The following is a 23,489-nucleotide window of genomic DNA, read 5'->3' as shown; positions in this document are numbered from 1 at the left end:
GTAGCGTTCTCCAGGGTCGATGATGGATCATCCGCATCTCAGATGCCTCCGCCGTCGCTGGCGATCCAGAATCCTCAGCGTGCGTGTCAGACGGCATCGGTTGTAGCGTTGAATCAGGATGAAGGGGATGTTGACGATCGCTCCGTAGATGATCATCACCACCCCGATCGGCCAGGGGTTCCAGGCGAAAAAGGTCAGAGACAGGCCCCAGGTCAGCCAGTGCGAGCATTCGGCGCGGGACGTCTCCAGGGCGAATTGCTCCAGATAGGCCGCATCGCGGCCCTGCAATCGTCGTTTCGAGAAGCCCTCGGGATAGAAGGCACCCGCCTCCGGCAGCTTGTCCTTCCAGGATCGTACACCGATCCATTCGTAGGTCTTTCCATCATGCTCCCAGGCGTAGCTGTCGTTGACCAACGGCAATGCGGTGAGCGTGCGCTGTGGGAGACGATGGGCCAGATAACCGGATCCGAAATGGAAGCCGATCCAGATGGCCGCATAGAGTGCGGCGTACTCCAACACGATGTGGGGTTGCTCCGGCTGATCGGTGAAGTGGGCGAATGCTATTGCATCGACCGGGATCCCGCAGCATCAGGTGTCGATGAAGCGGCGAGACTTCTGTCACGGATCCGATCGGCGGCGTGGAGTCGGCGTCGTTGCTGTGTCACCGTTTCGCCGCTGGTTCGGTTGCGTTGGTTTTCAAAGGACGATTTTTTGACAAGGACTCAAAGGGAGTTCGTGTGTCCGGTCTATCAGGCAATGAGGCGTCTGATTGGATCTGAGTCGTGATGTGTTACAACGAGGAATGTCGTATGAAGTTCTTGAGGACGCTTTCGATCAATCTACGCCTGTGGATCCTATTGGGTCTGGTCGTTTCCGGGCTGCTGATCATATTGACGCTCGCGCTCTTTCAGATTCGCTCCACGCTCATGCTGGAAAAGGTCACGCAGGTTCGGACCTTGATCGAAACGGCCCAGGGGGTCGAGGAACACTTTAAGAAACTGGTCGATCAGGGGAAACTTCCCCTCGCCGAGGCGCAGAAGAGCGCCCTGGCCGTGTTGAGCGATCTGCGCTTCGACGGCGATAACTATTTCTGGGTGGTGGGGCTCGACGACAGCCGCATGTTGATGCATCCGGTCAAGCCTGCGCTCATCGGCACCGATGCCAGGCAAATGAAGGACTTTACTGGCAACCTGTTTGTTGCCGATATGCTGAAGCGCGCGGGTTCCGAGGGCGAAGGGTTCGAGCACTACCTCTGGCCCAAGCCGGGGGCCAAGGATCCTGTGCCCAAGATTACCTATTTTCACCTGTTTCCGGATTGGAATTGGGTCATCGTCACCGGCATCTATGTCGACGACGTGGACGCCGAGTTTTGGGGAGGCGCGGCTCGCTTTGGCGGACTCGCGGGCGTCTTGCTGTTCGTTGTCGTGTTTGGGGTTGTCCTGACCGGGCGCTCCGTCGTGACGCCGATTCGGATGGCCGCGCGTGCCATGCACAATATCGCTGAGGGCGATGGGGATCTGACCCAGCGTCTCGAGACCAGCGGGCACGATGAGATCACAGACATGGCAGTCGGCTTCAATGCCTTCGTCGGCAAGACCGAGAGCACGATCGTCTGCGTCGGTCAGGCCACGCGCCAGATCGCCGCTGCGGCCGAGCAACTCTCTGCGATCACGAGCTCCAGCGACGAGGGGATGGAGCGCCAGCGTGGCGAGATCCAGCAGGTCGCGACCGCCGTCACCGAGATGACCGCGACCATTCAGGATATCGCCAAGAGCGCGGAAGAGGCCGCCGCTGGGGCAGCGGACGCCGACAAGAATGCGCGTGCAGGAGGCGAGACCGTCAGTGGTGTGGTTTCCGCGAATCAGCGCCTGGCCCAGGAGGTCGAGCACATTGCCGACACCATCCGTCGTTTCTCGAACGAGAGCGAGGCGATCGGGACCGTGCTGGACGTGATCCGCAGCATCGCCGAGCAGACCAACCTGTTGGCGCTCAACGCCGCGATCGAGGCGGCCAGGGCGGGAGAGCAGGGTCGCGGATTCGCCGTGGTCGCCGACGAGGTTCGCTCGCTCGCCGGTCGCACCCAGCAGTCCACCACCGAGATCCAGAGCATGATCGAGAAACTGCGCGCCGGGGCCCAGGAAGCGGTGGACGCGATCCTTGTCGGCGAGAGTACGACCCAGGAGACGCTTGAACAGGCCGGCAAGGCTGGCGAGGCACTGACTCAGATCGTGCAGTCGATCACTCGCATCCGCGACATGAACACCATGGTCGCCAGCGCTGCGGAGGAGCAGGCCATGGTCGCGGGCGAGATCGATCGCAGTGTGGTGCGCATCTCGGATCTGGCCGATGAGTCGGCCGGCAATTCGCACCAGACGGCTCAGGCCAGCCAGGAGCTCTCCAGCCTCGGCGAGGAGCTGCACCAGCTCGTCGGTCAGTTCAAGGTCGACAGCGCCAAGCCTTGCAAATAGGGCGTCGGGGATCGGGAGCATGTTTCCCGATCTCCCTAACGCTGGGTTAATGGTGGATCGCCTTGACTGAGGACAACGGCGCTGGATCAGACGTCCAGATAATCGTTGATCGCGTCCCGGGCCTCTTCAGGAAGCCCTAGGAAGTTGAGCCCAACGCTGAAGCCATCGCTGTAGCCATCTTCGCTGCCGATCAGGATGCTGAAGGCGACTCGGACCTTGAGTTCCACAGGGAGACTTCCCGATGGTTTCAGTGGAAGGCGAACGCTCAGGATGAAGTTGGTGCCTGTCCGTGGATTGATCGGTGCGATGACTCGGATGCCACTCGGGCTGATATCGGCGATGTTAACGGAGAAGGAGCGCGAGTCCATGGTCGTGAGTCGTGCGTTGCCATGCATGACCCTGCGTTCATGGGATCTGCGGTCGGTGATGAAATCGGATTGCGACATCGGAATGGTTGTTGGGTGTGACCTGGAATGTCGTCCGCTGGGGGCGACGCGTGTCGGGAGCGCAAGGATAACTGCTTGCTGGCGTTAGGCCATTGAGATCTCGTCATCCGGCGGGTTGGGCTGTTTCCGCGATCCGGTCGACGCGCCTGTGGAATCCTTTGAGCGTTGCGTCCGGATCGGGTTTCGTGGCTGGGGTCTTAAGGTGATTTACGTCAATGTTCATGCCACCTGACGTGTTTCGTAACTCGCCTTTGGTCTTTCCGGCAGTCGTCTAATCCTCTTCGGGCAGATCGGGCAACTCGAATGTGGTGGAGCACAGGCTGGCGTGCATGAACATGAGTCCGCCATGCGGTCGGTTGATCTCGGCGACCTCGTAGATGTGCGCGAAGAGGGTATCCGCCTCATCGGCGGGGACGGCGACCGTGAGGATCTCGCGCTCGGACGTCTCGCCGATGCCTCGATGGCGCAGCGGGGTAATGCGCCCGACGCCGCGCGCGTAGTGGACGTCGACGGTGGTCAGGCCGTGCTCGCATGCCAGGTGCTTGGCTAGGGGGCTGGCACGGCCCTTGGGGAGGATACAGGTGATGACCTTTTGGCGTTGGCTGTTGCGCACGCTGTTTGACTCCTCGATCAGGTTCGCCGTTTCGGGCTCGGGGGCGCGAGCCGCTCGACGATCTCGGGCGGGACGAACGTGGCCGCCTTCTCCAGCGGCGTGACCCACATGAAGCCCATGCCGGGGGTGTCCATCTTGCCGGCGACGTACATCGTTTCGAAGATGCGGTCGACCTGATCGCTGGAGACGACGATGTTGATCACCTCCTTCTCGGCCTCGATCGCGAGTCCCCAGATCCCGAGTCGTTCGCGCACGCCGCGCCCGTGGGCGTAATGGATGCTGGCGCCCTGGGCGCCGGCCTCCTGTGCCGCCTTGACGATCTCGTCGGCCATGCCGCGTTGGACGCTGGCGGTGATGAGTGTGACGTCGGTCAATACGACGATTTCTTGCTTGCTCATGTGGAGGCCTCCTGGGCATCGGTCGTATTCATGGATTCGTCGTAGCGACGATGCTTGCGGCGCACCTTCCACTGGATCCAGAGTCCGGTGACGAGCACCGAGAGGATCGGGCAGATCGAGGCCATGGAGAGGATGCCGAAGCCCTCGATCGCCTGCATGGCATCCCCGAATCCGAGACCCATCGCCAGCACCAGTGGGACGGTGACGGGGCCGGTGGTGACGCCGGCGCTGTCCCAGGCGATGTTGACGAATTCCTCGGTCGAGAAAAAGGTCAGGACGACCGCAAGCAGATAGCCCGGAATCAGCAGCCAGGCGATGGAAAAGCCGAAGACGATCTTGGCAACGCCGAGTGCGAGACCGAAGGCGACCCCGAGCGAGACCGCGTACATGAGCAGCTGTTTGCGGAAGGCACCGTTGGTGAGGTTCTCGACGGTCAATCCCAGCGCATTGAGGGCCGGCTCGGCCAGTGTCGCACCGAATCCGAGCAGCCAGGCGAAGAGGAAGGCGACGGCCAGCCCGACGCCGAAGCTGTAGAGCGGATCGCCCGTGACACTAGCGATGTCGGTGAAGGAAGCCGGGACCAGTCCGCCCGATTGTGCGCCGAGCTTCGAGAGTCCATAGGTCAGGCCCAGATTGAAGATGATCATGCCGAGCACGGCCAGGGTGATGCCGTAGGCAATGTTCCCTGGATGCGGAATGCGCTCGCGCAGTACCAGGCGCATCACCAGAAACAGGAAAAGAACCAGCGGCAGGATGGCGCGCAGCCCGCCGAAGATCTCCAGCCACGGGGTTCGGGCGGTCCAGTCCGGCTGCGCCGCCAGCGCGCTGGCCTCGGCCGCAGCGGTGATGATCTGTTCGGGGCTGGTGACGAGCGAGACATAGATCGCCAGCAACTCCACGCCCAGGATGGGAAAGAGCGAGGCGAGGGTGACGATGCCGAAGCCCGAGAGCGATGTCTGGCCCTTGCCCGCCGAGGCGGCGATGCCGATCCCGAGCGAGAGCACCAGCGGCACCGTGACCGGTCCGGTGGTTACCGCGCCGCAGTCCCAGGCCAGTCCGAGCGTCTTGGCGAGTTCGGGGTCGGTCAGGATATAGAGCGTCAATCCCAGCGTGGGAACGAGTGTGAGATAGATGAGTGGCTTGAGGCTCCAGCCATAGAGGAAGCGCAGGGTGCCGAGCACGGCGGCGATGCCGACCCCGAGCCCGACCCCGAGGACCAGGATATCGGACCAGTCGTTGAGCAGGGCGTAGAGATAGGGGGCCGACTCGACATGGACGATCTGCCCGGCCGCCTTGAGCGCGCCGATCGCCGGTTCGGCGAAGGTGACGCCGATGCCGAGTAGAAAGGCGATGAGCAGCACCAGATGGAGATGCGCCTTGGCCGGCAAGGTGCTGCCGAGGGTCTCGCCGAACGGCATGAGCCCGACCTTGAGTCCTTCCATGAAGCACATGAGCCCGAGGATGACGGCGACCAGTCCGCCTGCGATGATCCCCGCATCGAGGATGTCCTGGTGCAGGATGAAGAGCTGAAAGAGCACCAGATAGAGCGCCAGCGGCACCACGGCCCGGATCTGCTCGATGAAGCGGGTGCTGACGTAGGGCCGGATCAGGCGGTAGGCATCGATCGGTCGCAGTCGAATCCGTGGTGCATGATAGGGGCTCTCGCTGCCCTCGGCATCGAGCTTTGGTGTGAGGTTGTTATAGGAGATGCGGTTCTGCTGGACCGTGATCTCGCGGACGAAGGCGCCGAAGCGGATCTCGGTCGGCGGCTGTCTCGGTTCTGGCCGATCTCCGCTATCGGTTTCCGTTCTTGGCAAGGGTGTCTCCTTGTGTATCGCGCTCTCGAGCGCCAGTGCCCGAGGGCTGGTGCGTCTTGGGTCTCGGCGGGTGACGATCTCGGCGTCTGTTTCGGTCTGGTTGCGACCGGCATGATGCGCCGATACTGAATGTGGGGTGCGATCTTAAGTTCTCTGGCGCCTCGACTCCAGGATCGCGGGGTTTCGGTGCCGTGACCGAGGTCTTCGGTCGTTCGAGTCAGAGGGGGCTGTCCGGCGAGCTGCGGCCAGGGCGGTGAGTCGGATCACGCTTTATTCCATGTCGTTTTCATGGTTGTATCTTTACGGTTAGGCTGCACTGCAGTTCTGTGGTCGCGGTCGGAATTAGGCGGACCCTTTCGCTAGGGTCTCTGTCGATGGGGCGTGCTGGAAACGCATCTGTGCGAGCGAGGTCGAACACCGGGAACCGCGAGTGCGCGGTTCGTCCACCGAACGAGTCAGGAGGCAGTGTATGCAGATTGCAATGGTCGGTTTGGGGCGCATGGGTGGAAATATGGCCCGGCGTTTGATGCACGACGGACACGAATGCGTGGTCTTCGACCGTGATTCAGCGGCTGTGGATTCGTTGGTCGCCGAGGGGGCGATCGGGGTCGAGAGCTTGGCCGCCTTGGCTGAGCGACTGACGCCTCCGCGCGCCGCTTGGGTGATGTTGCCTTCCGGGGCCATCACCGATCAGGTGGTGTTCGAACTGGCCGGGCTGTTCGACGCGGGAGATAGCATTGTCGACGGCGGTAACAGCTATTACAAGGATGACGTTCGGCGCGCCAAGGCGCTCGGTGAGCGCGGCATCCAGTATCTGGATGCGGGCACCAGCGGTGGGGTTTGGGGACTGGAGCGCGGCTATTGTCTGATGGTCGGCGGACCGGTCGAGGCGGTGAAACGCCTGGAGCCCATCTTCGCAACGCTCGCCCCGGGGGACGCCGGAATTCCGCCCTCTCCGGGGCGAACCGGAAACGGTAGCGCCGAGCGCGGTTATCTCCACTGTGGCCCCTCGGGTGCGGGACACTTCGTCAAGATGGTCCACAACGGTATCGAATACGGCCTCATGCAGGCCTATGCCGAGGGTTTCGACATCCTGCGCAACGCCAACGCCGAGGCATTGCCCGACGACGAGCGTTACGACCTGGATCTGGCCGATATCGCCGAGCTGTGGCGGCGCGGGAGCGTCGTGACCTCCTGGCTTCTAGATCTTTCGGCCTCGGCCTTGGCCGAAGATGCGGCCCTTGCGGATTACAGCGGTTTCGTACAGGACTCGGGCGAGGGTCGCTGGACGGTCCAGGCGGCGATCGACGAGGCGGTGCCTGCCGAGGTGCTGACGGCCGCGCTCTATGCACGTTTTCGCTCGCGTCAGGAGCATACCTTCGCCGAAAAGATGCTCTCGGCCATGCGGCACGGTTTCGGCGGGCATCGCGAGCCGTCTGGGGGATGATGGTGACCTGGCCGCATCAGCATCCGCATTTTCGGGCGTTCGCGAGACGGGATGATTTCGAGCGGGCGACCCTGGCGGTCATTCAAGGCGTCGCGAAACAGTCGATCGAATCGAATGGACGCTTTGTCCTGGTGCTTGCTGGCGGCCGGACGCCGCGATCCATCTACCAGGCGCTGTGCTCGATCGAGACGGACTGGTCGGCATGGTGGATCTATTTCGGTGACGAGCGCTGTCTGCCACCGACCGATCCCGAGCGCAACAGTCGCATGGCGGCGGATGCCTGGTTGGACGTGGTGCCTATCCCCTCGGAGCAGATCCACGTCATCCCGGCCGAGCTCGGGCCGGAGCGTGCGGCGGAACTCTATTCCCAGCGGCTCGCCGAGGTCGGCTCCTTCGATCTGGTGCTTCTGGGGCTCGGCGAGGATGGACACACCGCGAGTCTCTTTCCTGGGGGAGATTGGGAGCATGAGACGCATTGGCCGGACGCCATTCCGGTGCATGGCGCACCCAAGCCGCCCCAGGAGCGTGTCTCGCTGAGTCCGGCGCGTCTGAGCTACACCCGTCGCTGTCTCTATCTGGTCGCCGGATCCGACAAACAGGATGCGGTTTTTCTCTGGTGCGCCGGGGGCGATCTGCCCGCGAGCCGGATTGCGGCGATCGAAAGGGTCGATGTCTTCACGCTCATCGGTTCCGACAGCACGCGGTCTCTCCAATCTTCAGCCGCATAGGGGCGGGATATGTCTTCGAATATCGATTTTACGCGTCCTGCCGAGCCACCGCCGTCGCCCTTGCCCAGGGCCGAACCCTGCGTTTTGGTGATCTTCGGTGCAACCGGTGATCTGACTCAGCGCAAGCTCATTCCGGCGCTCTTCAGTTTGGCCAACAACCAGTGTTTGGCGAGTGACTTCCAGATCATCGGCATCGGGCGGAGGGAGATGGACGACGCGCGTTTTCGCGAGCAATTGCGCGAGGGCGTGGCCCAATCCTCCGAGATCCGGGCGTTCAAGGAGGCGGCCTGGAACGACTTCGCTTCGCGGATCTCCTATCTTTCCGGCAATTTTCTGGAACCGGATACTTATCAGTCCTTGGCCGAGCGGTTGGCTGAGTTCTCCACTGCGAACCGTCTTTTCTATCTGGCGACCGCGCCGAGCGCCACGCCCGTCATCATCCAGCGTCTCGCCGACGTGGGGCTCGAACGCGAGGATCGGGGGTTTTCGCGCCTCGTCGTCGAAAAACCCTTCGGTCACGACCTTGAGTCGGCACGGGAACTCAACCGGCTGATCGCCGAGGTCTTCGAGGAGCGACAGGTCTACCGCATCGATCACTATCTGGGCAAAGAGACGGTTCAGAACGTGCTCTTCTTTCGCTTCGGCAATGCGCTCTTCGAGTCGGTGTGGAATCGCAATCACGTCGAGTATGTCGAGATCACGGCTGCCGAGTCGCTCGGTGTCGGGTCGCGTGCCGGTTACTACCAGGAGTCCGGCGCGCTGCGCGACATGGTGGCCAACCATCTGCTGCAACTGCTGGCGCTGACCGCCATGGATGCGCCGGTCGAACTGGACGCGGATTCGGTGAACGACAAGAAGGCCGAGGTCTGGCGTAGCATTCGGCCTATGACCTCCGATGAGGTGGCGAGTCGGACGGTGCGAGCCCAGTATGTTGCCAGCACCATCGACGGCGCCTCGGTCCCAGGTTGGCACGAGGAGCCGAACGTGCCGTCGGACTCGCGCACCGAGACCTATGTCGCACTCGATCTGCGCATCGACAACTGGCGTTGGGCCGGCGTGCCTTTCTATCTGCGCACCGGTAAGCGCTTGGCCCGGCAGGTCACCGAGATCGCGGTGCACTTTCGTCAGCCGCCGCTCAGCTTCTTCCCCTGCCAGGATTGCCTCCAGTCCAACGTCATCATTCTGCGCATCCAGCCGGACGAGGGGATCAGCCTGACCTTCGGCGCCAAGGAGCCCGGAACCTCGCGCAGGGCAGTGCCGGTGAGCATGGACTTTTGTTATCACTCGGCCTTTGCCGAAGCGCCTCCGTCGGCCTATGCGGTGCTTCTTCTCGATGCGCTGCGCGGTGATCTGACCCAGTTCACCCGGTGTGACGGGGTGGAGGCCCAGTGGCGGATCATGACGCCAATCGAAACCGCCTGGGCCGCTTGCGACGGCGTGTCCCTACCGACCTATGCGGCGGGTAGCGAGGGTCCGCACGAGGCCGATGGTTTGCTGGAGTGGAACGGCCACGCCTGGCGCTCCATCGGCGATGCTCAGTGGGCCTGCCAGATCTAACCCGCCCAGGTGGCGCTGCGTTCCAATCGGGCTAAACCACCCTGGTCCCCAGGGGCGCACCTGGAATTCGATGACCGCCATCTGGGCTGCGGGTGTCGGATGCTCGAATGGATCGCCCTGAAAGGCATCGTATCCCGATGGCGCGTTTATGCGAGCGAGATCTGATCGATCCGCCGTTTCTGAGTCCATCCTTCATGCCTTGGTCGAAGACGCGCTGACGCGGGCGGGCAGCGTTCGGTCATGGCTTCTCCATTAGGCGGCGATCGCTGGAACCCAGATGCAGGCTGTCGGTCGTAGTAGCCTGCCGCGCGTCTCCCAGCGCTTGTGTCTACTCGTGCAAGCGGTGTAAAGACGCGTCTCCCGAGCCGATCGACAGGTGCATGCGTCGCTATGTCGAGGCCCTATTGCCGTTGAAAACAGACTGAACGAGATTGTGAAATCCATGAGCGTGACCAGCACGACCAACCCCGGCGCTAGTGAATGGCCCGATGTCCAGTCAGGACCCGATGATGTGAGCGGATGCAGTCGGCGTGGGGGTTCGGTATGACGAACAAGCCACGTCATCCGCGTATCGCGCGCTTCGTCGGACGCGCCCTGACCTATGTCGAGCTGTTCGGGCTCTGCGCGATCACCGTCGCGGCGGTGATCGCGGGCGGTCAGGCGATCTTCGAGATGGTCGAGCTGCGCACGGTCACCCTGGCCGATCTGTTGCTGCTCTTCATCTATCTGGAGGTGTTGAGCATGGTGGCCGTCTATCTGGAGTCCGGGGCCTTGCCCGTGCGAATGCCGCTCTACATCGCCATGGTGGCGCTCGCCCGCCATTTGATTCTGGACATGAAGGGACTCACCGAATGGCAGCTCATCGCTTCCTCGGTCGCGGTGCTGATCCTGGCGGCGGCCGTCCTGCTGATCCGTTTCGGGCATGTGCGCTATCCCTATGAGGTGTCGCGCGAGTCGGGGAAGCTTGAGGAATAGCCGCGTTTTGGCGCTGGGTGTCGGCCACCGGGCGTGATCGCCGTCGTGACGCGTGCCGGCCGAAAAAAATTCCTGTGTCAGGACCCGAACGGATGAATCGGGCGGCTGTGCGTTCGGCTTGTCGATACGGTCGTGCTCAAAGCGTGGCCGGTCGGCGGGATGGTGTCGTGCAACCTCATCCGTTCGCGACTTGATCGGTAAAAATCGTTACAATGCCTCGCTTTGCGGCGCCGGAGGGGCGAACAGATGTTTAACAAGACCATGCAGATCAGCGATTATGACCCGGAGCTCTGGGCCGCGATTCAAGATGAAGAGCGCCGTCAGGAGGAGCACGTCGAGCTCATCGCCTCCGAGAACTATACCAGCCCCCGCGTCATGCAGGCTCAAGGCGGCGTTCTGACCAACAAGTACGCCGAGGGTTATCCGAGCAAGCGTTACTACGGCGGTTGCGAGTATGTCGATGTCGCCGAGCAGCTCGCCATCGATCGTGCCAAGCAGCTCTTTGGCGCCGATTACGCCAACGTCCAGCCGCATTCGGGTTCTCAGGCCAATACGGCCGTCTACATGGCGCTCTGTCAGCCGGGCGATACCGTGCTCGGCATGAGCCTGGCCCATGGCGGTCACCTGACCCACGGCGCCAAGCCGAACTTCTCCGGCAAGCTCTACAACGCGGTCCAGTACGGTCTGAACCCCGAGACCGGCGAGATCGACTACGACGAAGTCGAGCGTCTGGCCAAGGAGCACAAGCCGCGCATGATCGTCGCCGGCTTCTCCGCCTATTCGCGCGTGGTCGACTGGCAGCGCTTCCGCGACATCGCGGACGCCGTCGGTGCCTATCTGATGGTCGACATGGCCCATGTCGCGGGTCTGATCGCGGCCGGCGTCTATCCGAGCCCGGTCCAGATCGCGGACGTCACCACTACCACCACGCACAAGACCCTGCGCGGTCCGCGCGGTGGCCTGATCCTCGCCAAGTCCAACCCCGAGATCGAAAAGAAGCTCAACTCGGTGGTCTTCCCCGGCATCCAGGGCGGTCCGCTGATGCACGTGATCGCGGCCAAGGCCGTCGCCTTCAAGGAAGCGCTGGAGCCCGAGTTCAAAACCTATCAGGAGCAGGTGGTGCGCAACGCCAAGGCCATGGCCGAGGTCTTCATCGCGCGCGGTTTCGATGTGGTCTCCGGTGGGACCGACGATCATCTCTTCCTGGTGAGCTTCATCAGTCAGGGTCTGACCGGCAAGGACGTGGACGCCTGGCTGGGGGACTCTAACATCACGGTCAACAAGAACGCCGTGCCCAACGATCCCCAGTCGCCCTTTGTCACCAGCGGTATTCGTGTCGGCACGCCCGCCATCACCACCCGTGGCTTCGGCTCCGATGAGGCGACCGCGCTGGCTGGCTGGATGTGCGACGTCATTGATGGGCGCGGCGACGTTTCCGTCATCGCGGACGTGAAGGCCAAGGTGCTGGATCTCTGCAAGCGCTTCCCCGTCTACGGTCGCTGAAGCCGGATCTGGCGGTTGCGGCGCATGACCTCGAATCCATCGCCCCATCGGTTTTTGGCCGCCAGTGTTGCTGGTGGTTGGATGCTGGCGGCTGGAGGCTGACTCATGCGCTGTCCCTTCTGCGGTGCCCAGGATACCAAGGTGGTCGATTCGCGCCTCTCGGGCGAGGGCGATCAGGTCCGGCGTCGTCGCAAGTGCTCGGTCTGCAATGAGCGCTTCACAACCTATGAGTCGGCTGAGCTGAATCTGCCTCGGATCGTCAAGCGCGACGGTAGCCGGGTTCCCTTCGATGGACGTAAGCTGCGCTCCGGGATGATGCGTGCGCTGGAGAAGCGCCCGGTCAGCACTGAGCAGATCGATACCGCCATGGCGCGCATCCAGCGTCGGCTCATGTCGAGCGGAGAGCGCGAGATCCCCTCGCTGGGCGTGGGTGAGATGGTCATGGATGAATTGCGTCAGCTCGATCAGGTCGCCTACGTGCGGTTCGCCTCTGTCTACCGCCATTTCGAGGACGTTGCCGCCTTCCGCGAGGAGATCGAGCGGCTCGAACGCCATCCCAGCCCCGATCTCCAGAATCACCAGATGGATCTGCTCGAAGATCTGGAGTCGAAAACGCGATGACCGCCGATCATCCGGGGCAGGGCACGGACCAGGAATACATGGCCCGAGCCATTCGCCTGGCTCGGCTTGGGCGCTTCACCACCGATCCCAATCCCCGCGTCGGCTGTGTGCTCGTGCGCGAAGGTCGTATCGTCGGTGAGGGCTGGCATCGTTGGGCCGGGGAGGCGCATGCCGAGCGTCATGCACTGGCGCAGGCGGGTGCCGAGGCATGCGGTGCGACGGTCTATGTGACGCTGGAACCTTGTTGCCACCACGGCCGAACCCCACCTTGCGCCGATGCGCTCGTGGAGGCCGGCGTCGCTCGTGTGGTGTGCGCCATGGTCGATCCCAATCCGCTGGTTTCCGGCAAGGGACTCGCCCGGCTGAAGGATGCCGGGATCGAGACGCTGAACGGGGTGCTGGAGGCCGAGGCCCGAGCACTGAATCCCGGTTTCATCAAGCGATTGGAGCGGGGCCGGCCCTATGTGCGCTGCAAGATGGCCGCGAGTCTGGACGGTCGCACCGCCATGGCCGATGGCGAGAGCCAATGGATCAGCTCGCCCGAGTCGCGTCGCGACGTTCAGTTACTGCGTGCCGGAAGCTCGGCGATCCTGACCGGGATCGGAACGGTCCTCTCCGACGACCCAAGCTTGAACGTGCGCCTATCGGCGAGCGATGTGCCTGGCATGGATTCGCACGAGCCGGTGCGCCAGCCGCTACGCGTCCTGGTGGACAGTCAGTGGCGCATGCCCGCAGATGCGCGAATGCTTGGGCTCGCGGGCGAGACGCTGGTGGTCGGAACCGCGCATGCGCCCGAGCGTATGGCAGCCCTGGAGGCGGTCGGTGCTGGTGTCTGGCGCGCGCCCGAACTGGACGGTTGCGTGGATCTCGCAGCGCTGATGGATGAGCTGGCGCGGCGCGGCATCAACGAGGTGCTGCTGGAGTCTGGCGCGCGTTTGGCCGGGGCCATGCTGACGGCGGGCCTGGTCGACGAGATACAGCTCTATCTCGCGCCTCATCTGATGGGCGATGCCGCGCGCGGACTCTTCCATTTGCCCGGAATCTCGGCGATGGCCGACCGGCTGGCGCTGGAGATCCAGGACGTGCGACGGATCGGGCCGGACCTGCGCATCCGGCTGTCGGTCGGTCGTTCCAACATTTGAATTCGCTAACCACGCTCTCGGTCACTGGAATCCACTCATGTTCACTGGAATCATCCAATCCGTCGGTCGGGTTCTTCGCTTGGAGCCGCGCGGCGGCGATGTGCGGCTGACGATCGAGACCGGCAAGCTCTCGCTCGACGCTGTGGCGCTCGGCGATAGCATTGCCGTCAATGGGGTCTGTCTCACCGCGGTCGAGCTGAGTCCTCAGGGGTTCGCCGCCGACGTCTCGCGCGAGACGCTGTCGCTCACGACCCTGGGGGCACTGGTGCCTGGTGGCCGGGTCAATCTCGAAAAGGCCCTAACGCTCTCGACCCCCTTGGGTGGGCATCTGGTGAGCGGTCACGTCGACGGGATGGGGACGCTTTTGGAGCGGCACGAGGACGCGCGTTCCTGGCGTTTGCGCATCCAGGCACCCGACGAGTTGGCGCGCTATATCGCGCACAAGGGTTCGATCTGCATCGATGGGACCAGTTTGACCGTCAATCGGATCGAAGGGGCCGTGTTCGAACTCAACATCGTTCCGCATACCGTCCAGGAGACCATTATCGGCGATTATCGTCCCGGATCGCGGGTCAACCTGGAGGTAGATTTGGTCGCGCGCTATTTGGAGCGTTTGCTGCTTGGCGAGCGCGCGGCCGATCCCAAGGCATCGGGTCTGACCCTCGATTTTCTCGCCGAGCACGGCTTCGCTCGATAGAGGATGCGCATCGCGTCGTATCCGTTTCGTTTAGATTCCACTCGTTTCCCAGCATGATCGACGCACTGACACCTATGACCAGCCCAGGCCTGAACAGCACCGAAGAGATCATCGAAGACCTGCGTCAAGGCAAGATGGTGATCATCATGGACGACGAGGATCGCGAGAATGAAGGCGATCTTCTGATGGTCGCGGACTGCGTGACCCCGGAGTCGATCAACTTCATGGCCAAACATGGACGCGGCCTGATCTGCCTAACCCTGACCAAGGAGCGCTGCACGCGTTTGCGCCTGCCCCTAATGGTCAATGACAACCAGGCTGCCCATTCCACCGCCTTTACGGTCTCGATCGAGGCCGCGCGCGGCGTGACCACCGGGATCTCGGCGGCGGATCGTGCCACCACCGTCAAGGCAGCGGTCGCCTCGGACGCCGGTCCCAAGGATCTGGTGATGCCGGGCCATATCTTCCCCGTCATGGCGCAGCCGGGCGGCGTGCTGGTGCGCGCCGGCCATACCGAGGCCGGTTGCGATCTGGCGCGTCTGGCTGGTTTCACCCCCGCCGCCGTGATCGTCGAGATCATGAACGAGGACGGCACTATGGCGCGCCGCCCGGATCTGGAGGCTTTTGCCAAGACGCACGATCTCAAGATCGGCACCATCGCCGATTTGATTCATTACCGGGTCCGCAACGAAAAGGCCGTGCGGCGCGAATGCGAGTGCGAACTGCCGACCGCCTATGCAAACTTCCGCCTGGTGGCCTATCGCGACACCATCGACAACGAGATTCATCTGGCCCTGACATTGGGTGAGATCCGCGCCGATCGCCCGACGCTGGTTCGTGTGCATCTGCAGAACACGCTCTGCGACCTCTTCGGGACGACTCACAATGCCTGCGGTTGGCCGTTGCAGGATGTGATGCGTCAAGTGGCCTCGGAGGGGGAGGGGGTCGTCGTGGTTCTGCGCAATCGTGACGGCTCCGAAGACCTGTTGGCTCGACTCAAGGACTTCCAGTTGCACGATAGCGACGATCAGGTCCCGTCCCGCCGTCAGGACCGCAACGAACTGCGTACCTACGGGATCGGCGCCCAGATTTTGGCCGACCTGGGTGTGGGCAAGATGCGGGTCATGAGTGCGCCCAAGGCGATGCACGGTATCTCCGGGTTCGATCTGGAGGTCGTGGAATATACCGGTGGACGGCCGAGCTAAGGCCCATTCCGTCTGGCTGGAGACCGATCGGCGACCGCCACGCGATCAGGGCGAATGCACCCGGTGTCCAAGATAGATAGAGATAGACGCTGATTCATCTAGAGGTTCTATGACGATCAAGACCATTGAAGGCGCCATGCGCGCCGACCGTGCCCGTTTCTGCCTGGTGGTGTCCCGCTGGAACAGTTTCGTGGTGGAAAGTCTGGAAAAGGGTGCGATCGACGCGCTCAAGCGGCACGGTGCGACCGACGAGGACCTGACCATCGTACGCGTCCCCGGTGCCTTCGAGATGCCGGTGACGATCGAGCGGATCGCGGCCAAGGGCGGCTATGACGCCATCGTCGCCTTGGGCGCCGTGATTCGTGGCGGCACCCCGCACTTCGAGTACGTTGCCGGTGAGTGCGTCAAGGGTATGGCCCAGGTCAGCCTCAAGTATGGCTTGCCGGTGGCCTTCGGCGTGCTGACCGTCGACAGCATCGAGCAGGCGATCGAGCGTGCCGGCACCAAGGCCGGCAACAAGGGCGCCGAAGCCGCCATGTCCGCCCTGGAAATGGTGGACCTTCTGAGGCAGATCGACTGACATGGTGAGTCCCCGTACTCAATCGCGGCGCTATGCTGCGCTCGCGCTCTATCAATGGCGTCTGACCGGCGACGACCCCATGTCCATCAAGCGTCATCTGCTCGACGACCCGGAATGGCTGGATGCCGTTGCCGCCTCGCTGAGCGGTGTCGGCGATGACGAGGCCCTGGAGAACGGGCAGCGTTTCAACTTCAATCTGGAGTTGCTCGAACAGTTGCTGACCGGGGTGCCCGAGCATATCGAGGAGATCGATACCCAGCTGGATTCCTTTCTCGACCGTCCCATCAGTCAGGTCGATCCGGTCGAGCTGGCCATTCTGCGCCTTGGCGCCTTCGAGATCCTTTTCGCGGACAATATTCCAGATCGGGTCGCCATCAACGAGGCGGTCGAGCTCACCAAACTGCTCGGCGCTCATGAGGGGCACCGATACGTGAATGGCGTCCTCGACAAGATCGCCCGACGCCGTGCCGGGGACATGAACCGCAAGGTGTGAGTCCGTGAGCCTGTCCGAGTTCGATCTGATTCGCGCCTGTTTCACCGATGTCGGCCCCTGCCGTTCCGACGTGGGGCTCGGCGTTGGCGACGACTGCGCGCTGCTGGAGGTCCCGGCGGGCCAGTCGCTCGCCGTCAGCATGGACACGCTGGTCGCGGGCACCCATTTCTTTTCCGACTGCGATCCGTCGGCTGTGGGATACAAATCGCTCGCTGTCGGACTCAGCGACCTCGCTGCCATGGGTGCCGATCCGGCTTGGTCGACCTTGGCGCTGACCTTGCCTCGGGTCGATTCGGATTGGGTGCGCGAATTCGCCACGGGCTATTCCCGTCTCTCGAAGCCCTATGGCATGCGTCTGGTCGGCGGTGATACCACGTGTGGTCCATTGAGCGTGACCGTTCAGGTCCACGGCTTCGTGCCCCCGAGCGCGGCGGTGCGTCGTGGCGGCGCGCGCGTGGGCGATCTGGTCTGCGTCAGTGGAACCCTTGGCGATGCGGGCCTTGCCTTGCGCCACCTGCTTGCGGGCGAGGCGGTCGATCCCAGCCTACGGCGTCGGCTCGAATATCCGACCCCAAGGGTTGAGCTCGGTCGGCGTCTGCGTGGTCTCGCGACCGCCATGATCGATATCTCGGATGGCTTGGCAGCGGATCTGGGGCACATCCTCGACGCCTCCAGGGTTGCGGCCGAGATCGATCTGATGAAGCTGCCGCTATCGCCTCCGGTTGCCGATGCGGTGTCTGAATCATCGGATTGGGGGTTGCCCCTGGCGTCCGGCGACGACTACGAGCTCTGTTTCTGTCTGCCTGCCGAGCGGCTCATGCAGGTCAAGGATTTTGCCGCTTCCTTGGGCTGTTCCGTTGCCCAGATCGGGGTGATTCGTGCTGGTTCCGGCCTGACCTGCCGTCTCCCAGGCGGGGATATCTGGCCCCTTGCTCAGGTCGGTTACGATCATTTTCTCCAATAGTGTGAGCGACGGATTTCGCCCTCCAGTCTTCACGATGTCTTCCCGATTTGTCCTTTACGCTCGCTTCGGTTTCCCAATGTCCGATTCCTGAATCCTGTCCTCTCCGTGCTTTGATCGTTCAGACGGAGCCTGATCCTCAATGGTTTCGGGTCTCGCTTTCGTTTCCGTTTTCCGATCCTTGCGATCTTTTTGATGCGTTTCTGGCTCACCGTTCGCGGTGACCGCGCCAATACCGACCGACTCCCATGCCATCGACCGATGAACGTTTCGACGACGGGGCTACGCTCCTCGTTTTCGCCCATCAGGACGACGACCTGCTCTGGATGCAGCCCTTTCAGGATTCCGCCGCCACGCTGCTGCTTGCGGCGGCTCCGCCGGCGCCGGCCCATGCCTGCGTTGTGGCCCAGCATTCGAAATCCTATCAAGACCGATGGCGTAGCCTGTTTGCCGGCACGGCGACGGATCAGGAGTGGCTGGACAGCTTTGGTCTGCTTGATCGTTGCGAGCGCGAGAAGGACTGGAACTATGAGCGGATCCTCTCGGCGGTCGAGCCTTGGGTCGCCAAGCCCGAATTCGCTCGGATCGTGACCCACAACAACTGGGGCGAGTACGGACATGTCCATCATCGCTGGGTGAACCGAGCGGTCAGGGAGGCGGCCGCGCGACATGGAAAGGACGTTTGGGCGCTCAACACGGTGGTTATCTTTCACGAAGATGAGGCGGTGTACCTCGATCTCGGCGACTGGCATCTGCCGGCATTTCGTACCAGGTTTTCCTCGGACGCCTTCTACGCGATTCGCGGTATCTACCAGCGCACCGAGTTCGATGCCAATCCGGCCGGGCTGGATACCTGGTCCTGGTTCGATGGTGAGGATCAATATCCGCACGGTGAGCGAACCTTCGTCAAAATCGTCGACCGAGGCGTCGATCAGACGCAGTCTAACGCCTTGGTTCAAAAAGCTGTTTCCGCACTCGAACGGGTGGTCCCCGTCCGCGAAGCCTGCACCTATTGATCACTGGAATCCACATGGCCCGCAAACTGTTCCTCTATGGCTGTCTCGTCCTCTTTCTGCTGGGGACGATCGAACTCATGAGCTTCGGCGTCTTCCGCGCTTTTCAGGATCGCTTCACCTTCCTGGATACGGAGCTCTATCGCCTGCCCAAGACCGATCTTCCGCTGGCCGAGAAACATTTCGACGCGCGTCTGGGGTGGAGCGAGCACTATTCGACGCCGCAGGGCGAGCGTCCACGCGTGCGTTCTTACGGTCAGGCGCTGATGTCGGCCTATGGGGACTCCTATACCCATTGCGACGAGGTGGAGGACGACCAGACCTGGGAGACCTTCCTGGCCGATGAAACAGGCTCGGATGTCTTCAATTACGGCGTTGGGGGTTTTGGGACCGGGCAGGCCTATCTTCGTTTCCGAGACGAATTTTCGAGCCATCGGACGCCGGTGGTCACGCTCGGTCTGATCACGGAGAACATCAACCGCACGGTCAATGTCTATCGACCCTACTACTATCCCGGTACCCAGCTCCACTTCACCAAGCCGAGATTCATCCAGCGCGACGGCGAGCTAACCCTATTGGAAAATCCCGTCCAGGATAAGGCGGATCTGCCCAATCTGATGGACGACGCCTTTTTGCGCTCCGTTGGCAAGCATGACTGGTGGTTCAATCGCGACGAGTATCCGGTTCTGGGTTTTCCATATAGCGCCATCCTGTTGAATCAGCGTATCTGGAAGGAGGCCATCTCCGGCAAGATGGAACGGCCGGTGACCGATATGAATCCTCGGCCCTGGGCGGAGCTTTGGGAGCAGGAGGAGCCGCGCTCGCTCATGTTCGCGATCTTCGACCGCTTTTTTGCCGATGCGCGCAAACAGGAGGCGCGTCCATTGTTGTTGGTTCTACCGCAGCGGGAAGAGGTCCAGGAAATGCTGCGTACCGGTCGTCTGCCCAACGCGGTCCAGCACATCATCGATCATTGCGAGGCCCGTTCGCTCGACTGTATCGAGATGGTCTCGCTCTTCGTCAAGCACGTGCAGACCCATGGGCCGGAAGCGCTCGGCGGACTCTTTCTGCGCGCACATGTCTCGCCAGAGGGCAATCGACTGATCGCCCAGCGCATCGCCGCTTGGTTGCGCGATCAGGATCTGCTCGATCCGTAAGCCGAGGCAGCGCTCGATCGATCATGCGCGTCCGCGCGTGCTTGATTCCCGAATTTCGCGTTCGTTCTATCCAGGCAAGGCGTCGGTCGGTTCGTTGATGAGTCGACCGACGGCCGCCAGCATCTGCTCTAGCGCGGATTCGGCGATGGGTGTGAGCTGGTAGCTGGCGTAATCGAGCGAGGCGACGCCGGCGGAGATGAGATAGCTTTCTGGGGTATGGTCGTAGAGGCTCTGGCACCAGGCGAGCAACTCGCGCGGGTCGAGGAAATGGGCCATGGTCGAGACGGCGGTGGCATCCGGTTCGAGTCGTCGGCAGCTGACCACCCCTGGTTTCACGTCCACGGCGGCATCGAGGAAGATCACGCGATCCGCCTCCATGAGGTCGGCGACCAGTTCCGCGGTCAGGATATGGCGCGAGATCACCGCCACATGGTCGGGCAGTTCGGCATTCTCCAGCCGATCTGCGGCCAGTGGCCCCAACGCGTCGTCGCCCCGGATCGGGCTGCCGTAGCCGATGATGAGTGTCTTCACGAGGCGCTCAGTCTCGGTTGAGCGTGTCGATCAGCCGCCCGGCTGGATCGAGCAGTTCGATGCGCAGCGGCATCTGGCCGACGGCATGCGAGGCGCAGGACAGACAGGGGTCGAAACAGCGGATGACCGCCTCGACGCGATTCAGCATGCCCTCCCGCAGGTCGTTGCCGTCGACATAGGCGTCGGCGACCTGGCGGATGGCCTGGTTCATGGCCAGGTTGTTGTGTCCGGTGGCGATGACGAGGTTGACCCAGGTGATGAGCCCGTCGTCGTCGATCCGGTAATGATGGAGGAGTGTCCCGCGCGGTGCCTCGGAGACGCCGATGCCTTCCGAGCGGTTGCTGCGCGCGCGCGCCCGGACCCGGCTATCCAAGATGGCTGGATCCTTGAGGAGGCGCTCCATCATCTCCAGTCCGAAGATGATCTCGACCAGTCGCGCATAGTGATAGTGGAAGCTGCTGGCGATGGGGCCGGATTCCTGGAGCATGTGGAATTCGGCCAGTGCGACGTCGGCATAGGGCGTGCCGCAGGTGTTGGCGTTGTTGAGTCGGGCAAGGGGTCCGACCCGATAGATGCCCTGGGGATAGCCGTGCGGTTTGTAATAAGGGAACTTCATGTAGCTGAAGTCCTCGACCGCCTCGCCGATCAGACGTTCGTAATCCTCTGGGGGAACCATGTCTTCCAGGATGCGCCCCTGGGCATCCTTGAGCCGAAACAGCCCGTCATAGTGCTCCAGATCGCCCTTCGGCGTGACCAGGCTCAGGAACATGGTCGGCTGGTTGCCGAAGTGGTTCGCCTCGTCCAGGAATTTGGGGACCAGCGTCTTGAAGAAGGCATAGGTGCGCTTGGCGATCTCCAGCCCTTCCGGTAGGAGCTTGAGCATGGCGTCGCGCTTTTCTTGCGACAGAGGTTCGTTCACGCCGCCGGGAACGACCCAGGTGGGGTGGATCTTCTTGCCGCCGAGCATCTCGATGATGGTCTGGCCAATCTGGCGCAGACGGATGCCGTCCTTCGCTAGGGCCGGCTCCTGGCGCATCACGCCAAAGATGTTGCGCGAGGCCGGATCCGCATCCCAGCCCAGCAGCAGGTCGGGCGATGAAAGGTGGAAGAAGGAGAGGGCGTGCGACTGGACCAGTTGGGCGAGGTTCATGATGCGCCGCAGCTTCTCGCCGGTCGGTGGGATACTGACCGAGAGCAGGTGGTCGCAGGCCTTGTTCGAGGCGAGCAGATGACTGACCGGACAGATGCCGCAGGTGCGCGCGGTCAGGGCCGGCATCTCGCGGTAGGGGCGACCCTCGCAGAACTTCTCGAATCCGCGAAACTGGGTGAGGTGGAACTTGGCGTCCTCTACCTCGCCGCCGTCACCGAGTTGAAGGGTGATGCGGGCGTGCCCCTCGATACGGGTCACTGGTTCGATCGTGAGGGTTCGGCTCATAGATTCGGCCCCTTGTGCATGACGATGAAGTCGATTGCTGCGGCGTTGAAGGGTGTCAGCCGTCGCTTGCCTTTTCTTCGTTTTCCAGCGCCTTGGTCGTGATCTCGTGATAGAGATGAACGAGTCTGGCGATGATATTTTGCAGTTCGGGATGGTTCTCCCATGTGTGCTGCTGGCTCTGGGTGAATTCGAACACATCCTGCAGGAACTGGATATCGAAGCTATCGAGGCGTTCGCCTTGGTCCACCTTCTCCTTGAGGTCGAGCGCCCGTGGCAGGCGTTGGGTGCTCATTCGATCCAATATGGCGACGATGACGCCTGCCTCTAATTGTGAGTCGCTCAACGTGGTTGTCTCCGGTTGTCTTCTTGTGATGGTGGTCTTGTGTGTCAAGCTCCGAACCGGGTGACCTGGCTGGGATCGGGGGTCCGGCCCTCGATCAGTTCGCTCAAGACATACCAGATGGCGTCGGCGTGTGGCGGGCACCCCGGCACGAAGAGATCGACTGCGACCACCCCATGGATGGGTTTGACGGTGCCAAGCAGGTTCGGAACCCCGTGCACCGGGATCTGGGGCTGCAGGGTCACGTTCTCGCGGTAGGCTCGATCCATGACATCGGCGAGCTTGAAATGGTTCCGCATGGAGGGGACGTTGCCGTTGACCGCACAGTCGCCGAGACTGATGAGCAGCTTGCAGTGTTGGCGAAACTCCTTCGCCTTTTCCAGGTCGTCGTCCGAACTGATCGAGCCCTCCAAGATACCCACGTCCACCTGTTCGGGGAGTTCCTTGGTGTCGACCAGCGGGCTGTAGACGATGTCGATTTGATCGGCGAGTGCGATCAGACGCTCGTCCATGTCGAGAAAGGACATATGGCAGCCCGAGCAGCCGTCGAGCCAGGTGGTGGCGACCGTGATCTTGTGCCCAGTGCTTGTCGGGTCATTGCTCATCGTGCATGTCTCCGGCGCGCGAGGATTGGCAGGAAGTGCTGGTCCTTGACCATCTCTCCGACCGAGGTCCCCTGTTTGACGAGCGCCCCGGTGGGACAGACCTGGACGCACTTGCCGCAGCCGGTACAGGTCTCGCTCTCGCCCCAGGGCAGGGCTAGGTCGGTGATGACGCGACAGTCGCTGCCGCGCCCCATGACGTCCCAGGTATGGGCACCCTCGATCTCGTCGCAGACGCGTACGCAACGGGTGCAGAGGACGCAGCGGTTGTGGTCGAGTCGGAACATCTCGTGCGAGCTGTCCACGGGGTAGGCCGCTTGGCGGTAGGGAACGCGTACATGGTCGACGCCGCAGCGCTGCGCGAGCGACTGGAGTTCGCAATGCCCGTTGGAGACGCACACCGAGCAGATATGGCTTCGCTCGGCGAACAGTAGCTCGATGATGGTGCGTCGATAACGCTGCAGCCGCTCGGTGTTGGTATGGATTTGCATGCCCTCGGCAACCCGGGTCGAGCAGGCGGCGGTCAACCGGTTCTGACCCTCCAGTTCCACGACGCACAGACGGCAGGCGCCCCAGGTCGAGAGCCCATCGAGATAGCAGAGGCTGGGGATGGGGATCTTGTTTTCGCGGCAGACCTCAATGATGGTCTCGTCCTCACGTGCGGACAGATCCAGATCGTCGATCTTGAGTGTGACGACACGGACGTTCGGCTGGTTAGCTGGTCGCGGCATGGTGGCTCCGTGAAGGGTCGTCGGTTCGG

25 protein-coding genes are annotated in these 23,489 nt (G+C 62.5%); 15 read left to right on the top strand and 10 right to left on the bottom strand.

Annotated elements, in window-relative coordinates:
• Positions 1 to 27 precede the first annotated feature (27 nt).
• Positions 28 to 519, bottom strand: a complete 492-nt coding sequence (locus tag THIDRDRAFT_RS19515) for a glycosyl-4,4'-diaponeurosporenoate acyltransferase CrtO family protein (RefSeq protein ID WP_007042634.1) — start codon at positions 517 to 519, stop codon at positions 28 to 30.
• A gap of 290 nt (positions 520 to 809) precedes the next feature.
• Between THIDRDRAFT_RS19515 and THIDRDRAFT_RS19510 the strand changes: the two genes are divergently transcribed.
• Positions 810 to 2,468: a methyl-accepting chemotaxis protein gene (locus THIDRDRAFT_RS19510; RefSeq protein ID WP_040845512.1), complete on the top strand. Its 1,659-nt coding sequence runs from the start codon at positions 810 to 812 to the stop codon at positions 2,466 to 2,468.
• A gap of 86 nt (positions 2,469 to 2,554) precedes the next feature.
• Here THIDRDRAFT_RS19510 and THIDRDRAFT_RS19505 read toward each other — a convergent pair whose 3' ends face one another.
• From THIDRDRAFT_RS19505 to THIDRDRAFT_RS19490, 4 genes are all read right to left on the bottom strand, one after another.
• Positions 2,555 to 2,914, bottom strand: a complete 360-nt coding sequence (locus tag THIDRDRAFT_RS19505; RefSeq protein ID WP_007042632.1) for a PilZ domain-containing protein — start codon at positions 2,912 to 2,914, stop codon at positions 2,555 to 2,557.
• 271 nt (positions 2,915 to 3,185) lie between these two features.
• The gene (locus THIDRDRAFT_RS19500; RefSeq protein WP_007042631.1) at positions 3,186 to 3,527 is read right to left on the bottom strand and encodes a hypothetical protein; all 342 of its coding nucleotides are present in this window, start codon (positions 3,525 to 3,527) and stop codon (positions 3,186 to 3,188) included.
• Between the two features lie 17 nt (positions 3,528 to 3,544).
• Positions 3,545 to 3,925 carry a P-II family nitrogen regulator gene (locus THIDRDRAFT_RS19495; protein ID WP_007042630.1) on the bottom strand — a complete coding sequence of 127 codons (381 nt, stop codon included), beginning with the start codon at positions 3,923 to 3,925 and terminating at the stop codon, positions 3,545 to 3,547.
• Positions 3,922 to 5,742, bottom strand: a complete 1,821-nt coding sequence (locus tag THIDRDRAFT_RS19490) for a DUF1538 domain-containing protein (RefSeq protein WP_007042629.1) — start codon at positions 5,740 to 5,742, stop codon at positions 3,922 to 3,924. The genes THIDRDRAFT_RS19495 and THIDRDRAFT_RS19490 overlap by 4 nt, the downstream gene beginning before the upstream one ends.
• 469 nt (positions 5,743 to 6,211) lie before the next feature.
• Here THIDRDRAFT_RS19490 and gnd point away from each other — a divergent pair, with 469 nt between their 5' ends.
• From gnd to THIDRDRAFT_RS24095, 14 genes are all read left to right on the top strand, one after another.
• Positions 6,212 to 7,189 (top strand): phosphogluconate dehydrogenase (NAD(+)-dependent, decarboxylating), encoded by a 978-nt coding sequence (gene gnd, locus THIDRDRAFT_RS19485; protein WP_007042628.1) that lies wholly within the window; start codon positions 6,212 to 6,214, stop codon positions 7,187 to 7,189.
• Positions 7,186 to 7,917 (top strand): 6-phosphogluconolactonase, encoded by a 732-nt coding sequence (gene pgl / locus THIDRDRAFT_RS19480; protein ID WP_007042627.1) that lies wholly within the window; start codon positions 7,186 to 7,188, stop codon positions 7,915 to 7,917. The genes gnd and pgl overlap by 4 nt, the downstream gene beginning before the upstream one ends.
• 9 nt (positions 7,918 to 7,926) lie before the next feature.
• On the top strand, positions 7,927 to 9,474 hold the full coding sequence (zwf, locus tag THIDRDRAFT_RS19475) for a glucose-6-phosphate dehydrogenase (protein ID WP_007042626.1): 1,548 nt from the start codon (positions 7,927 to 7,929) through the stop codon (positions 9,472 to 9,474).
• Positions 9,475 to 10,017: 543 nt separating this feature from the next.
• A complete protein-coding gene (locus THIDRDRAFT_RS19470; protein ID WP_007042625.1) occupies positions 10,018 to 10,449 on the top strand; it encodes a phosphate-starvation-inducible protein PsiE in 432 nt (143 codons plus the stop codon).
• A gap of 246 nt (positions 10,450 to 10,695) precedes the next feature.
• Positions 10,696 to 11,952 (top strand): serine hydroxymethyltransferase, encoded by a 1,257-nt coding sequence (glyA, locus tag THIDRDRAFT_RS19465; protein ID WP_007042624.1) that lies wholly within the window; start codon positions 10,696 to 10,698, stop codon positions 11,950 to 11,952.
• Positions 11,953 to 12,057: 105 nt separating this feature from the next.
• Complete coding sequence (gene nrdR / locus THIDRDRAFT_RS19460; protein ID WP_007042623.1) at positions 12,058 to 12,573, top strand: transcriptional regulator NrdR; 516 nt, start codon at positions 12,058 to 12,060, stop codon at positions 12,571 to 12,573.
• Positions 12,570 to 13,715, top strand: coding sequence for a bifunctional diaminohydroxyphosphoribosylaminopyrimidine deaminase/5-amino-6-(5-phosphoribosylamino)uracil reductase RibD (gene ribD / locus THIDRDRAFT_RS19455; protein ID WP_007042622.1), 1,146 nt, complete (start codon positions 12,570 to 12,572; stop codon positions 13,713 to 13,715). The genes nrdR and ribD overlap by 4 nt, the downstream gene beginning before the upstream one ends.
• A gap of 37 nt (positions 13,716 to 13,752) precedes the next feature.
• A complete protein-coding gene (locus THIDRDRAFT_RS19450; RefSeq protein WP_007042621.1) occupies positions 13,753 to 14,412 on the top strand; it encodes a riboflavin synthase in 660 nt (219 codons plus the stop codon).
• A gap of 74 nt (positions 14,413 to 14,486) precedes the next feature.
• Positions 14,487 to 15,617: a bifunctional 3,4-dihydroxy-2-butanone-4-phosphate synthase/GTP cyclohydrolase II gene (gene ribBA / locus THIDRDRAFT_RS19445; RefSeq protein ID WP_040845510.1), complete on the top strand. Its 1,131-nt coding sequence runs from the start codon at positions 14,487 to 14,489 to the stop codon at positions 15,615 to 15,617.
• Positions 15,618 to 15,726: 109 nt separating this feature from the next.
• The gene (ribH, locus tag THIDRDRAFT_RS19440; protein WP_007042619.1) at positions 15,727 to 16,197 is read left to right on the top strand and encodes a 6,7-dimethyl-8-ribityllumazine synthase; all 471 of its coding nucleotides are present in this window, start codon (positions 15,727 to 15,729) and stop codon (positions 16,195 to 16,197) included.
• A gap of 1 nt (position 16,198) precedes the next feature.
• On the top strand, positions 16,199 to 16,690 hold the full coding sequence (nusB, locus tag THIDRDRAFT_RS19435; RefSeq protein WP_007042618.1) for a transcription antitermination factor NusB: 492 nt from the start codon (positions 16,199 to 16,201) through the stop codon (positions 16,688 to 16,690).
• 10 nt (positions 16,691 to 16,700) lie between these two features.
• On the top strand, positions 16,701 to 17,654 hold the full coding sequence (gene thiL, locus THIDRDRAFT_RS19430) for a thiamine-phosphate kinase (RefSeq protein WP_040845518.1): 954 nt from the start codon (positions 16,701 to 16,703) through the stop codon (positions 17,652 to 17,654).
• 245 nt (positions 17,655 to 17,899) lie between these two features.
• Positions 17,900 to 18,667 carry a hypothetical protein gene (locus tag THIDRDRAFT_RS19420; RefSeq protein ID WP_007042616.1) on the top strand — a complete coding sequence of 256 codons (768 nt, stop codon included), beginning with the start codon at positions 17,900 to 17,902 and terminating at the stop codon, positions 18,665 to 18,667.
• A 14-nt stretch (positions 18,668 to 18,681) separates the two neighbouring features.
• Positions 18,682 to 19,821, top strand: a complete 1,140-nt coding sequence (locus tag THIDRDRAFT_RS24095) for an SGNH/GDSL hydrolase family protein (protein ID WP_007042615.1) — start codon at positions 18,682 to 18,684, stop codon at positions 19,819 to 19,821.
• A 66-nt stretch (positions 19,822 to 19,887) separates the two neighbouring features.
• On the opposite strand, the gene THIDRDRAFT_RS19410 is transcribed toward THIDRDRAFT_RS24095, so the two are convergent.
• Genes THIDRDRAFT_RS19410 through hoxU form a run of 5 tightly spaced genes read right to left on the bottom strand, consistent with a single transcriptional unit; the run spans position 19,888 to position 23,460 of the window.
• Positions 19,888 to 20,352 carry a hydrogenase maturation protease gene (locus tag THIDRDRAFT_RS19410; protein WP_007042614.1) on the bottom strand — a complete coding sequence of 155 codons (465 nt, stop codon included), beginning with the start codon at positions 20,350 to 20,352 and terminating at the stop codon, positions 19,888 to 19,890.
• Between the two features lie 7 nt (positions 20,353 to 20,359).
• Positions 20,360 to 21,787 carry a Ni/Fe hydrogenase subunit alpha gene (locus THIDRDRAFT_RS19405; protein WP_007042613.1) on the bottom strand — a complete coding sequence of 476 codons (1,428 nt, stop codon included), beginning with the start codon at positions 21,785 to 21,787 and terminating at the stop codon, positions 20,360 to 20,362.
• 55 nt (positions 21,788 to 21,842) lie between these two features.
• Positions 21,843 to 22,130 carry a hypothetical protein gene (locus tag THIDRDRAFT_RS19400; protein WP_007042612.1) on the bottom strand — a complete coding sequence of 96 codons (288 nt, stop codon included), beginning with the start codon at positions 22,128 to 22,130 and terminating at the stop codon, positions 21,843 to 21,845.
• A gap of 44 nt (positions 22,131 to 22,174) precedes the next feature.
• On the bottom strand, positions 22,175 to 22,732 hold the full coding sequence (locus THIDRDRAFT_RS19395) for an NADH-quinone oxidoreductase subunit B family protein (RefSeq protein WP_007042611.1): 558 nt from the start codon (positions 22,730 to 22,732) through the stop codon (positions 22,175 to 22,177).
• Entirely contained in the window at positions 22,729 to 23,460 is a 732-nt protein-coding gene (hoxU, locus tag THIDRDRAFT_RS19390) for a bidirectional hydrogenase complex protein HoxU (protein ID WP_007042610.1), read from the bottom strand. The genes THIDRDRAFT_RS19395 and hoxU overlap by 4 nt, the downstream gene beginning before the upstream one ends.
• Between the last annotated feature and the right edge of the window lie 29 nt (positions 23,461 to 23,489).

It is taken from the genome of Thiorhodococcus drewsii AZ1, from assembly GCF_000224065.1.
Classification (GTDB): Bacteria; Pseudomonadota; Gammaproteobacteria; order Chromatiales; family Chromatiaceae; genus Imhoffiella; species Imhoffiella drewsii.
Note: the sequence above shows the minus strand (reverse complement) of the source record. Positions and strands in the feature narration are given on the sequence as shown.

Bases quoted from the DNA above. Each gene is read 5' to 3' on its own strand.
- nrdR (WP_007042623.1), top strand. From the start codon at position 12,058: ATGCGCTGTCCCTTCTGCGGTGCCCAGGATACCAAGGTGGTCGATTCG.
- THIDRDRAFT_RS24095 (WP_007042615.1), top strand. From the start codon at position 18,682: ATGGCCCGCAAACTGTTCCTCTATGGCTGTCTCGTCCTCTTTCTGCTG.
- nusB (WP_007042618.1), top strand. From the start codon at position 16,199: ATGGTGAGTCCCCGTACTCAATCGCGGCGCTATGCTGCGCTCGCGCTC.
- glyA (WP_007042624.1), top strand. From the start codon at position 10,696: ATGTTTAACAAGACCATGCAGATCAGCGATTATGACCCGGAGCTCTGG.
- THIDRDRAFT_RS19510 (WP_040845512.1), top strand. From the start codon at position 810: ATGAAGTTCTTGAGGACGCTTTCGATCAATCTACGCCTGTGGATCCTA.
- THIDRDRAFT_RS19395 (WP_007042611.1), bottom strand. From the start codon at position 22,732: ATGAGCAATGACCCGACAAGCACTGGGCACAAGATCACGGTCGCCACC.
- THIDRDRAFT_RS19450 (WP_007042621.1), top strand. From the start codon at position 13,753: ATGTTCACTGGAATCATCCAATCCGTCGGTCGGGTTCTTCGCTTGGAG.
- gnd (WP_007042628.1), top strand. From the start codon at position 6,212: ATGCAGATTGCAATGGTCGGTTTGGGGCGCATGGGTGGAAATATGGCC.
- THIDRDRAFT_RS19495 (WP_007042630.1), bottom strand. From the start codon at position 3,925: ATGAGCAAGCAAGAAATCGTCGTATTGACCGACGTCACACTCATCACC.
- pgl (WP_007042627.1), top strand. From the start codon at position 7,186: ATGATGGTGACCTGGCCGCATCAGCATCCGCATTTTCGGGCGTTCGCG.
- hoxU (WP_007042610.1), bottom strand. From the start codon at position 23,460: ATGCCGCGACCAGCTAACCAGCCGAACGTCCGTGTCGTCACACTCAAG.
- THIDRDRAFT_RS19505 (WP_007042632.1), bottom strand. From the start codon at position 2,914: ATGTCGCAATCCGATTTCATCACCGACCGCAGATCCCATGAACGCAGG.
- zwf (WP_007042626.1), top strand. From the start codon at position 7,927: ATGTCTTCGAATATCGATTTTACGCGTCCTGCCGAGCCACCGCCGTCG.
- THIDRDRAFT_RS19470 (WP_007042625.1), top strand. From the start codon at position 10,018: ATGACGAACAAGCCACGTCATCCGCGTATCGCGCGCTTCGTCGGACGC.
- THIDRDRAFT_RS19420 (WP_007042616.1), top strand. From the start codon at position 17,900: ATGCCATCGACCGATGAACGTTTCGACGACGGGGCTACGCTCCTCGTT.
- ribD (WP_007042622.1), top strand. From the start codon at position 12,570: ATGACCGCCGATCATCCGGGGCAGGGCACGGACCAGGAATACATGGCC.
- ribBA (WP_040845510.1), top strand. From the start codon at position 14,487: ATGACCAGCCCAGGCCTGAACAGCACCGAAGAGATCATCGAAGACCTG.
- ribH (WP_007042619.1), top strand. From the start codon at position 15,727: ATGACGATCAAGACCATTGAAGGCGCCATGCGCGCCGACCGTGCCCGT.
- THIDRDRAFT_RS19405 (WP_007042613.1), bottom strand. From the start codon at position 21,787: ATGAGCCGAACCCTCACGATCGAACCAGTGACCCGTATCGAGGGGCAC.